Here is an 11,597-nt window from a genome sequence, read left to right as displayed (position 1 = left end):
CCGAGTAGCTTAGTTGATTTGATGTAGATAGCTTTACATAGAATATTCTTTCAAACAAAGGTTCAGTTAACTGAATATCTGGGTTTACGTTCGTGATTCATTTACCGCAGCATGAAATGTTAGCGGGCTCTATTGTAATTTCGAAATTTGCCCCTAGATTTTACCTATTGTCCTTCAGTTAAGAGATACACCATTGGATCCCATTATTCATGCCCAGCAACAACCGCTACCACAATTTTCGGCAATCAATCCTGAATCAATAAAGCCGGCTGTTGAAGCCTTGATAGCGGAGTCGAAAAAGGTAATTAATGAAGTCGCGGCACTGGAAAACCCTACTTATGCTGCTGTGGTTGAAAGACTCGAAGCGCAAGATGATCAACTTAGTCGTTTCTGGTCACCCGTTTCGCACATGAATTCAGTCGTCAGCTCTGAAGCATTGCGCGAAGCGCATGACAGTTGTTTACCACTGCTTTCGGAATATGCGACGTGGGTAGGGCAACATGAAGGGTTATACAATGTTTATGCGGCCCTGCAAAATAGCGAAGAATATCAATCGTTAGAACAGGCTGCGCAAACCGCTATCGACAATACCATTCGCGACTTCCGCTTGTCCGGCGTTGCGTTGTCAGGCGAAGCTAAGCAGCGATATGCGCAAATTCAGTCGCGATTGAGCGAACTTGCGTCTAATTTCAGCAACAACGTGCTTGATGCCACAATGGCGTGGTCTAAGCATGTGACAGATGAAGCTGAATTGACTGGCTTGCCAGAATCTGCATTGGCTGCGGCACAGCAAGCGGCGCAACGAAAAGATAAAGAGGGTTGGTTGTTTACACTGGATATTCCCAGTTACTTGCCCATCATGATGTATTGCGACAATCGAGAATTGCGCGAGGAAATGTACCGCGCGTATACCACGCGGGCATCCGATCAAGGCCCAAATGCTGGAGAGTTCGATAACACTGCAATTATCGCTGAAACCCTAAAATTACGTGAAGAAGCGTCACATTTGCTTGGTTTTAAGCATTATGCGGAACGTTCGTTGGCCACCAAAATGGCGGAAACCCCGGCGCAAGTTGAACAGTTTTTACATGATCTCGCTCGTCGCTCTAAGCCGCAAGCTGCGCAAGACTTTGAAGACGTACAGCAGTTTGCACAGTCGTTATATGGTGTGACCGAGCTGAAAGCATGGGATGTGACTTACTTCAGCGAAAAATTGAAGCAGCAGCGTTATGCTATTTCAGATGAGCAGTTACGCCCCTATTTCCCTGAGCACAAGGTTGTAAATGGCTTATTTGCTGTGGTGCAAAAGCTCTATGGGCTGGATATTCGCGCGCGTGACAACGTGGATTGCTGGCATGATGACGTATCCTTTTATGACATCTACGATACCCATGGCGAATTGCGCGGAAGTTTTTACTTCGATTTGTACGCACGCGAAGGCAAACGCGGTGGCGCTTGGATGGATGAGTGCAGAGTTAGGCGTAGAGTTGAAGGAGACATTCAAGTCCCAGTTGCTTACCTGACCTGCAACTTCAATGGTCCCGTTGGTGATAAGCCAGCGTTGTTTACCCATGATGAAGTTGTAACTTTGTTCCACGAGTTTGGACATGGTATTCATCACATGCTAACCAAAGTTGCAGTTGCCGGTGTGTCGGGCATCAACGGTGTGCCGTGGGATGCAGTTGAGCTTCCGAGTCAGTTTTTAGAAAACTGGTGTTGGCAAGAAGAAGCATTGGCGCTGATTTCCGGTCACTATGAAACAGGTGAACCACTACCCAAAGACCTATTGGACAAAATGCTTGCTGCGCGGAATTTCCAAAGCGCGATGCAAATGGTTAGGCAGTTGGAGTTCAGTTTATTTGATATGGCGATCCACCAGCTACCAGCCGACAGTATTGACGTTCAAGCGGTAATTGACAAAGTACGTGATGAAGTTGCGGTGGTTAAGCCGCCCGAGTTTAATCGCTTTCAGCATGGCTTCTCGCATATTTTTGCAGGTGGATATGCGGCAGGATACTACTCTTACAAGTGGGCAGAAGTGCTGTCATCTGATGCGTTTAGTCGTTTTGAAGAAGAGGGTATTTTCAACCAACAAACGGGGCAAGACTTCCTCACCCATATTTTGGAAAAAGGTGGCAGCCAATCGCCGATGGAATTGTTTACCGCATTTAGAGGGCGTGAACCCGAAGTGGATGCGTTACTTCGACACAGCGGGATCGCGGCGTGAGTGCTGAAGCTTTTGATGCCATATATGCGCGCGCGGCAAAACGCAAAGGTGGTGAAGGCGCGTTAGAACGGTTGCTGGGGCAACCGTTGACACCTGCAGAACTGGCTAAAGTCGGTGATGACCGATTTTTAGCTGAGTTCACTAAAAAGGTGTTTCAGTCTGGATTTGTTTGGCGAGTTGTCAGGCAGAAGTGGCTAGATTTTGAAGAGATATTCTTTGGCTTCGATATTGAAAAAGTACTGTTAATGCCAGATGAAATGTTGGAGCGTAAAGCGTCCGATCCGCGCATCATTCGTAACTACAACAAAGTTAAGACTATCCGCGATAACGCAATAATGATTGCGGATGTTCGGCAGCGGCACGGCTCATTTGCAGCATTTGTAGCCGAATGGCCTGCTAATGACATTATTGGTTTATGGGAATATCTGAAAAAGCACGGAGCTCGTTTAGGGGGTAACACAGGTCCATATGCACTTCGCTTTTTAGGTAAAGACACGTTTTTGTTAAGTAAGGATGTCGAAGATTACTTTACCCAACATAAATTAATTGAAGGCTCAGCACGTTCAAAACGCAGTTTAAACACTATCAATCAGACCTTTCTTGAATGGCAACGTCAAAGCGGTCGTTCGCTTCAGGCTCTGAGTCAAATCGTCGCCTTTAGCTGTGGTGATAATCATATCAATTGATGGGGAATGCATGTTTGGTGAAACGGTCGAAGGGACGGTTTACACCCGGCGCGCATTATTCTGTCTAGGATCAATAGCGGCTTCAGCCTCTGTCGGTTTTAAAAACTCCTTGAGTGTGCATGGGCGGCTTTTAGTGCTGTTGTTAATGTCTTGTTTTCGATAGACTTAGCGACATTAGCTATTAGTCAGATATTGTGAGTAATTCATGACGTTAGAAACGGCTTCGTCGCAATCACAGGCACCTGCCGAAACTGCCGATAGTGGGCAAGAAAACTCCACTTCAGGTGAGAAGACCCATTTCGGTTTTAAACAAGTCGAAACAGACCAAAAAGCTTCCATGGTGGCTGAAGTATTTAACTCAGTAGCAGCGAAATACGATGTCATGAATGATCTTATGTCGATGGGCATTCATCGGGTATGGAAACGCTTTACCATTGACTGCAGCGGCGTTCGTAGTGGCCAGCGCGTATTAGATCTCGCCGGCGGAACGGGGGATTTGGCCGCCAAGTTCTCGCGCCTTGTGGGTAAAGAAGGGCAGGTCATTCTTGCTGACATCAACCGTGAAATGCTGAAAGTGGGTCGTGAAAAACTGCGTAACATGGGGATTATTGGCAACCTTGATTATGTGCAAGCTAATGCTGAAGCATTGCCATTCCCAGACAATCATTTCGATTTGATCACCATTGCCTTTGGTTTACGTAACGTAACGGACAAAGACAAAGCGTTGGCGTCTATGTATCGTGTTTTGAAACCCGGTGGCCGATTGCTAGTGTTGGAATTTTCCAAACCTACACAGGATTGGTTAAGCAAGGTGTACGATGCTTATTCTTTCCATGTGTTGCCTAAAATGGGACAGCTAGTCGCAAATGATGGAGATAGTTACCAATACCTAGCCGAATCCATCCGTATGCATCCTGACCAAGATACATTGAAAGGCATGATGGACAATGCTGGGTTTGATCAAACCGAGTACTTCAATCTTACTGGCGGCATTGTGGCGCTGCACAGAGGCTTCAAGTTCTAATGCCGACTGCTCAGGTGTTGCATGCGCTGGCTGAAACGATTATTAATCCGCTGATCAAGCTTGATCCGGATACCCAGCAACGCCTAAATGATCTTAAAGGTAAACGACTGCTTGTTTGGTTGGAAGAGTTGAGTTGGCCTGTTGAATTGGTTTTTGACGAGTATATTTCCATTCACGAGTGTCAGCTTGATTGGGATAAAGCTGTGCATGAACTGACTCAAGAACAATGCCTTATCAAAACATCTTTAGCCACACTGCCTGAACTCAAAGATAATCGCAAAATTACCCAGCTGATCCGCGATGAAAAGTTAGACTTGTGCGGAGACATGCAAATTGCGCAACAAGTGAGTCAACTTTTCATCCTGTTATCCATTGATTGGGAAGATGTGCTCTCAGCGTATATCGGTGATGTTGCTGCGTATCAGGTGGTATCAGGCGTTCGCCGTTTTCATCATTTTGCAAAACAGCAGACGCAGCAAATGGCAGAAACCTTAAGTACCGCATTAATAGACGAAAAGCGTGTTGCCGTTCATCGCCTTGAGGTGATTCATCAAAGTGATCAAATTGCGACATTGCGTGATGATGTGGAGCGATTGGCTATGCGCATTCAGCAAATGGAACAGAAGCAATAACGACTATGCGATTTTTCCGCTTATACAAAATCAATAAAGTATTGTTGCAACACGGTTTAGATGAATGCATTCCACATCGTTTCATGCCGTGGTACGCACGCTGGGCACGGCAGGGATTATTTTGGATCCGCAATCAGCATAAATCTGAATCGCAAGGTAAACGTATCCGCTTAGCGCTGCAAACGTTGGGGCCAGTATTCATCAAGTTTGGCCAGATGTTGTCGACGCGACGCGATTTATTGCCGCAAGATATTGCCGACGAACTCGCCTACTTACAAGATAAGGTGCCGCCGTTCGACAACGAACAGGCACAAACGATTATTAAGCAAGCGTTGGGCTTGCGTCAAATGGATGAACTGTTCAGTGAGTTTGATCCACAGCCCTTAGCCTCGGCGTCTATTGCACAAGTGCACGCTGCCAAGTTACGCGTAGACAACAAAGATGTTGTGGTCAAAGTATTACGCCCGGATATTGAAGACACCATCAACGCTGATATCGATTTATTGCAAAGCTTTGCCCAGTTATTGCAAACCTGGCTGCCCGATGGAAAACGCTTACGACCGGTTGAGGTGGTAGCGGAATACCGCCGGACGATTAAAGATGAATTGGACCTGTTACGAGAGTCAGCTAACGGTATTCAATTAAAGCGCAATTTTGAATCCTCAGAAGCGTTATACGTGCCACAGATCTACAGCGACCACTGTCGCGAAAACGTATTGGTCATGGAGCGTATTTACGGTATTCCTGTGGCCAATGTTGAAGCACTAAAAGCTCAAGGCACCGACTTCAAGTTGTTGGCCGAGCGTGGGGTTGAGGTGTTTTTTACACAGGTATTCCGTGACAGCTTTTTCCATGCAGATATGCACCCAGGGAATATTTTTGTATCCACAGAGCATCCAGAGAATCCACAGTATATCGCGATCGATTTTGGCATTGTGGGTACCCTCAACCGCGAAGATAAACGCTATTTAGCCGAAAACTTTATTGCCTTTTTTAATCGTGACTACCGCAAAGTCGCACAGCTTCATGCTGATTCGGGTTGGGTTCCGCATGATACCAATATCGATGATTTTGAGATGGCTATTCGCAAGGTTTGTGAGCCCATTTTCCAAAAACCATTGGCAGATATTTCCTTTGGCCATGTATTGATGCAGTTGTTTAATACTGCACGTAGGTTCAATATGACGGTGCAGCCGCAACTTGTGCTGCTGCAAAAAACCTTGCTTTATGTTGAAGGGCTTGGGCGTCAACTGTATCCACAATTGGATTTGTGGCAAACCGCTAAACCGTTTTTAGAGAATTGGATGAAAGAACAAATCGGCATTAAGGCTATGCTTAAGAAGATCCAGGATAACTTGCCTTTCTGGTCAGAAAAACTGCCCGATATGCCTGACTTGGTTCATGACAGTCTTAAGCAACTTAAGACGTTACCTGAAATGCAGCAACGTCAATTTGAACAACAAATGACGATCCAGCAACAGCGTCATAAAGCTCACTTAACCACTATTGTGGGGTCAACCCTATTGATCCTCGCGGCTTTGGGGCCCCTGCATGATCTGAGCTGGTGGATATCGGCCGGCCTGACAACAGCGGCACTTGGTTGCTGGATATACGCCTACAAAAGTGCGCAAAGCGAATAATCGGCGCGTTTTTTCTAAAGGCGGCAAAAGTCTCATCGTTGACGGTTAGTATTCCCTTAACACCTTGTAAGGCCTGTCAAAACTAACTCCTCGGAGGAGTTTTTATATCTGGCTATTTTATGACTTTTTTATGAATTTCAATCAAATAAGATAGCTATATAAATTATTAGTGGTATAGTGCAAGGGTCTTTGATAGACGAAATTATAGAGTTACAAGCTGCAAGTGTTTTGAACATCTCGAGTTACTAAGTAATTGTTGTAAGACGTTTTCCATTTCGTACGTGTTGACCCTCAATATAATCCAGTTCATCAAAGACGCGACAAATGCGCATTGTGCGCGAGTAACAATTTAATTGAGGTTTTACATGTCTAAAGTAACAGGCACCGTTAAGTGGTTTAACGCTGATAAAGGTTATGGTTTTTTAACTCAAGATAACGGTGGTAAAGATGTATTTGTACACTTCCGCGCAATCGTAGCAGAAGGTTACAAAACACTTCCAGAAGGTCAAAAAGTTCAGTTCGACGTTGAAGAAGGTCAAAAAGGTCTTCAAGCTGCAAACGTTGAAACTATCTAATTGAGTTTCATTGATGGTGACCGCTTGGTCACCATCATTTCATTCTTCAATCTCCGTTAGCTACACCCTTTCTTTATCGCTTTTAATGCGTGAAAATACTGTTGTCTCACTAGACGCAAGCACCCTGAACAAGCAACCTTGATTGCGATGTTACGTTTAAATTTTTGTATTCAAATGATTGATCTTGATCAGCTCAATTTTGCTGATTTTTACCACTTTTAGAATTTCTTCCAGTACACTCCTGTGGTCAAATTGTGAAATTATTCAGGAGTTATTTCTATGTCACAGCCTCTGGCCATTTGGGATGATTTATTGCTATTCGATAAGCAATTGTCTGAAGAAGAGCGCATGTTGCGCGACAGTGCTCATGACTTTTGTCAGGCAGAGCTGATGCCAGGTATCTTACAAGCGAATCGAGACAGTCACTTCGATCGCAATATCATGCGTAAGTTCGGTGAGGCTGGGTTGCTAGGTGCGACCATTGACGGCTATGGCTGTGCAGGTGTGAACTACGTTAGCTATGGTTTGATTGCACGAGAAGTTGAAAGGGTTGATAGTGGTTATCGCAGCGCAATGAGCGTGCAATCGTCGCTGGTTATGCATCCGATTAATGCGTTTGGTTCAGAAAAACAGAAAGAACGTTATTTACCCAAACTGGCGAGTGGCGAATGGGTAGGGTGCTTTGGCTTGACTGAACCTGACGCAGGATCTGATCCCGCGTCAATGCGCACTCGAGCAGAGAAGACCGAAGGCGGCTATTTGTTAACCGGCAGTAAGATGTGGATCACAAACTCGCCAATTGCAGATGTGTTTGTGGTGTGGGCCAAAAAGGTTGATGAAGACAATGCTATTTGCGGCTTTGTTCTTGAGAAAGGTATGACGGGACTGAGTGCACCTGAAATAAAAGGCAAGTTGTCGCTGAAAGCCTCTATCACCGGTGAAATCGTCATGGATAAAGTATTTGTGCCTGATGACAATGTACTGCCGAAGGTAAGAGGGTTAAAGGGCCCCTTTAGCTGTTTGAATATGGCGCGTTATGGTATTTCATGGGGTGCGTTGGGTGCTGCTGAATTCTGTTGGCATGCGGCACGTCAATATGGGCTTGATCGCAAGCAATTTGGCAAACCGTTAGCCCAAACGCAGCTGTTCCAAACCAAATTAGCGAATATGCAGACAGACATCACATTGGGATTACAAGGCTCATTGAGAGTGGGCCGATTAATTGACGAAAAGCAATTTGATCCTGCAATGATTTCACTGGTTAAGCGCAACAACTGTGGTAAAGCCTTGGATATTGCGCGTCAATCACGTGACATGCATGGTGGCAATGGCATTGCAGATGAATTCCACATTATGCGCCACATGATCAATCTGGAAACGGTTAACACTTATGAAGGCACCTACGACGTGCATGGGCTTATTTTAGGGCGTGCGCAAACAGGATTGCAGGCGTTCTTCTAACAGCGTCTACCATTGACGCAAAATACGCGTATAGGCTGATGGGTCAAGGTAGCTGTCTCTCTCTTCGAGGGAGACAGATTCACCATTTTCTTTTAAATAGGCGACTGCATCAGCCCATTGCGAAAATGACTTACCGTCGATGAAATAGCTGTCGACAGATGCCGATTTTGCACCCCACGGGTAGGCGATATTCATCGCTTTTGTCGGTTCACTTGCGAGCTCATCCGTTATGTGAGGTGTCTTACTGCTACTGATCAAGGCTATACCTTGCCCTTCCTCAAGCGACGCCATGATCCATGGAAGCCCTAACAATTCATTCATACTGCCGTCTTTTAACATCCCTTGAATAGCCGTATTAAACGCTTGAATGATTTGCTCGGCGTTTGGTACTGCAGAATTAAGACTCAGGTGCAGGCCTGTGCTGAAAATTGCGGCATTAGAACGGTGTAAAAGCTCTTCATTTTCGGCGATCAGCAATCGATTAAACTCAGCAAAAAATAATGAATCTGTTAGCAGGTAGTTACTTCTTTCCTCTGCCACATTGCTGATACTTTCAAACGTCGTAGGATTTCTCGACCACTTAATATCTCGAACCAAGCGCAACGGCGGCGTGGCGGCATAACGATTTTCAATGGCAACACGTGCTCCGCGGATCTGGGCGAAGCTGCGCACAGCCTCTACGTCTTCAGTTTTACTAACCAAGTGCAAATACAGCGGTAAATACTGTTGTGAGTAACTGAAATTAGCGCGTTTGGACTCAAGGTCAATATAGTCGATACGACCATCGAATCGTCCTGAATTTAATCCGCTGCCAGCAAATGCCGGGCGTTCGGTTGTGATGACGGTGTCGTAACCGGCTCGTTTCATAGCCGCCGTGACAATATCACTAAGACGCTCAGAATGAGCGCCTTGATTAGTAAAAGACTCCCACTCGGTAGTGACCAATTGAAGCGTCTGAGCCGCGTTTGCACTGGCGCATAGCCATAGCGTGATAAATATTGCACTTAACAAACGACTCTTCACGAAAACGTCATCCTCTATTTCGGTTCAGCTTTGAGTAGCTCTGCTGAAAATGGTCCTTACTCTACCTTCAATGTTAACTCATAACCGGCATACTTGCGCATGTTGATAACGCGATCGCCATCTAACATCCAATATTGCTCTTTTATGCCTTGCAAGACGCCAGAAAATTCAGGGGTCTTATCGAGGTTAATCGATTTGATTTTATCTGGATAAGTAAGCACAGGATATATGATGGTAATAGGATCTGCGTCTAGTGGCTGTACGGCAGTGAGTCCATGTGTAGTCGTCACCTCACTAATGGCATCGCTGATTTGGTCCAACACGTCCTGGGCACGTTGTTGTATATCTAAATCGTCGGGATGACCTTTCAACATGGTGCGCCAGTTCGTTTTATCGCTTATATGCGATTTGGCTGCATGCTCCACGAGGCCGCTGACCAAACGCTCTGATACCCGCAAAATGGGAAGCGCTTGTGTTGCGCCTTGGTCAATCCAGCGAGATGAAACGCCATCGGTTACGTGGCGAGTGATGCCGATCTTTAATGCACCGGTGTTCGACAAATAGACAAAGTGATCAGTAAGGCAGTGTGCCTCACCCCATTCAGGTTCACGACATGTGCCTGCTTGATAGTGGCAAAGTTCAGGCTTAATGATGCAAGTGTCGCATTGCGCCAAGGTGATCAGGCAGCGGTAGCAATAACCTTGATTAAAACTCTTTTTGGTTTTGCTCCCGCAATGAACACAATGGATGTTGCCCGTATGCGTCACGCTAACGTGTTGCCCTAATACTGCGTTCATATCAATTTTTTCGTCACCGACAGGCAGTTGATAGGTCGCTAGGAATGCCCCATCCTGTTGCTGCATGGTGTCTACATGCATTTTACGAATATTGCCCGTGATCATGCTCAGTTACTCCGCGTCAGGAGCTGGTAAAAAGGCACCTGCAGCCCCCGGGAATACCACTGGGCTCTCGTAACCATCTTCACTCACACTGGCAACGCCAAAGAAGTAGTTATCAATCACAATATTCTCAAGCGTGTACTCATTGACATCTCCCACGAATCGGCTGAACTGCCATTGCGGCGCATCGGTATAGCGCCAGTATATCTTGTAGCCTTTTAAGTGTGGGTTGGTCTCTTTATCCACTGCAAGCCAAGAAAGTGTAGTACTGGGCTGTACTGCACCACTGATTGCGACACCTGTCGGAGGTTGTGGTGCCCAAGACAGACCAGCCAAACTAGCTGCGTTTAAGCCTGTTAGCTTGGCAGCGTAATCAAAATCAACGCCCTCGATAGTATCACCATAGGTGATGCCGTTTTCAGTGCGAAGGTCCTGGTGTTGGCGATCATAATGTTCGTTAGTCTCCATGATACGGATGCCGGGATAGCCAAGATCATTAAACGGTCTGTGATGCCCGCCGCGACGGAATCTGTCTAGCCTATAAATCACCATAGTATCTAAGTTAGGTACATAATCATCGGCAATTCGGTCGATGTAGCGTGCTAGGTTTCGGCTAGGAGAGTCTACTTCACCACCGGTGAAACGGCGTAAACGCGCTTCCTGTTCAGTCTCTAACATTCGAGTACCTTCAGCGAAAATGCGAGCCGTAGTGTTATCTGTCACACCGTTAATTCCGTGAATATTACCGATCATGTCATTGTTTAGAACACCTACGATGCGCCAACCTTCTTTTTGGGCTGCCGCCGCCATTATTTTTCCGCCAAATAGCCCTTGTTCTTCTCCTGCAAGTGCAGCGTAAACGATGCTGCCGTTAAACTTGTATTGACTGAGAATGCGGGCGGCCTCTAGCGTACCGGCGACGCCTGATGCATTGTCGTTAGCACCGGGGGCATCAGATGTGAAATCCATAACATCTGACACCCGAGAGTCGATATCACCTGACATGATGACATAGCGGCCTGGGTCAGTCTGACCGCGTTGAATGGCAATCACGCTGACAACTTCAACAGGATTAGGAATGCGTGGCTCATCACTGATCACTTCACTTTGATAAAACACTTCCAAACAGCCACCGCAGTTTTCACTGATCCGTTCAAACTCTGCTTTGATCCAGCGTCTTGCTGCGCCAATACCGCGTGTGTCTGATTCTGTTTCCGATAGCGTGTGGCGAGTGCCGAAATTCACTAAAGTTTGAATATCGTGTTGTATCCGGTCAGCTCGGGGCGCAATGGCAATGGTATGAAGTGGGTGTTCACTATTGGTGCTATTGTCAGCCAGTGCTGAGAATGAAATACCAGTGGTAATAATAACGCCCGCCAATGCTGCCAACGGCGGCAATACGGGTTTCTTGGCGGTAAACAACATGCGAT

10 protein-coding genes are annotated in these 11,597 nt (G+C 46.2%); 7 read left to right on the top strand and 3 right to left on the bottom strand.

Annotation, left to right across the window (positions count from 1 at the left end):
* Window positions 1-193 precede the first annotated feature (193 nt).
* The 7 genes from prlC to CSH93_RS15710 all read left to right on the top strand — a co-directional run bounded on the left by prlC (window position 194) and on the right by CSH93_RS15710 (window position 8,245).
* Complete coding sequence (prlC, locus tag CSH93_RS15740) at window positions 194-2,227, top strand: oligopeptidase A (RefSeq protein WP_100644320.1); 2,034 nt, start codon at window positions 194-196, stop codon at window positions 2,225-2,227.
* Window positions 2,224-2,913 carry a DNA-3-methyladenine glycosylase I gene (locus CSH93_RS15735; protein ID WP_100644319.1) on the top strand — a complete coding sequence of 230 codons (690 nt, stop codon included), beginning with the start codon at window positions 2,224-2,226 and terminating at the stop codon, window positions 2,911-2,913. The genes prlC and CSH93_RS15735 overlap by 4 nt, the downstream gene beginning before the upstream one ends.
* 205 nt (window positions 2,914-3,118) lie before the next feature.
* Window positions 3,119-3,937 carry a bifunctional demethylmenaquinone methyltransferase/2-methoxy-6-polyprenyl-1,4-benzoquinol methylase UbiE gene (gene ubiE / locus CSH93_RS15730; RefSeq protein WP_100644318.1) on the top strand — a complete coding sequence of 273 codons (819 nt, stop codon included), beginning with the start codon at window positions 3,119-3,121 and terminating at the stop codon, window positions 3,935-3,937.
* Window positions 3,937-4,569: a ubiquinone biosynthesis accessory factor UbiJ gene (locus CSH93_RS15725; protein ID WP_100644317.1), complete on the top strand. Its 633-nt coding sequence runs from the start codon at window positions 3,937-3,939 to the stop codon at window positions 4,567-4,569. Before ubiE ends, CSH93_RS15725 begins: the two co-directional genes overlap by 1 nt.
* A gap of 5 nt (window positions 4,570-4,574) precedes the next feature.
* Entirely contained in the window at window positions 4,575-6,209 is a 1,635-nt protein-coding gene (ubiB, locus tag CSH93_RS15720; RefSeq protein WP_100644316.1) for a ubiquinone biosynthesis regulatory protein kinase UbiB, read from the top strand.
* Window positions 6,210-6,574: 365 nt separating this feature from the next.
* On the top strand, window positions 6,575-6,784 hold the full coding sequence (cspE, locus tag CSH93_RS15715) for a transcription antiterminator/RNA stability regulator CspE (RefSeq protein WP_100644315.1): 210 nt from the start codon (window positions 6,575-6,577) through the stop codon (window positions 6,782-6,784).
* A gap of 279 nt (window positions 6,785-7,063) precedes the next feature.
* Window positions 7,064-8,245 (top strand): acyl-CoA dehydrogenase, encoded by a 1,182-nt coding sequence (locus tag CSH93_RS15710; protein WP_100644314.1) that lies wholly within the window; start codon window positions 7,064-7,066, stop codon window positions 8,243-8,245.
* A gap of 6 nt (window positions 8,246-8,251) precedes the next feature.
* On the opposite strand, the gene CSH93_RS15705 is transcribed toward CSH93_RS15710, so the two are convergent.
* The 3 genes from CSH93_RS15705 to CSH93_RS15695 are packed head-to-tail and all read right to left on the bottom strand — an operon-like array spanning window position 8,252 to window position 11,592.
* On the bottom strand, window positions 8,252-9,268 hold the full coding sequence (locus CSH93_RS15705) for a substrate-binding periplasmic protein (protein WP_100644313.1): 1,017 nt from the start codon (window positions 9,266-9,268) through the stop codon (window positions 8,252-8,254).
* Between the two features lie 56 nt (window positions 9,269-9,324).
* Entirely contained in the window at window positions 9,325-10,176 is an 852-nt protein-coding gene (locus CSH93_RS15700; RefSeq protein WP_420807267.1) for a DUF2797 domain-containing protein, read from the bottom strand.
* Complete coding sequence (locus CSH93_RS15695) at window positions 10,177-11,592, bottom strand: M28 family metallopeptidase (RefSeq protein ID WP_100644311.1); 1,416 nt, start codon at window positions 11,590-11,592, stop codon at window positions 10,177-10,179.
* Window positions 11,593-11,597 lie beyond the last annotated feature (5 nt).

This window comes from Neoalteromonas facilis, from assembly GCF_002807665.1.
Classification (GTDB): Bacteria; Pseudomonadota; Gammaproteobacteria; order Enterobacterales; family Alteromonadaceae; genus Alteromonas_E; species Alteromonas_E facilis.
This window is presented reverse-complemented; position numbering and strand designations above follow the sequence as displayed.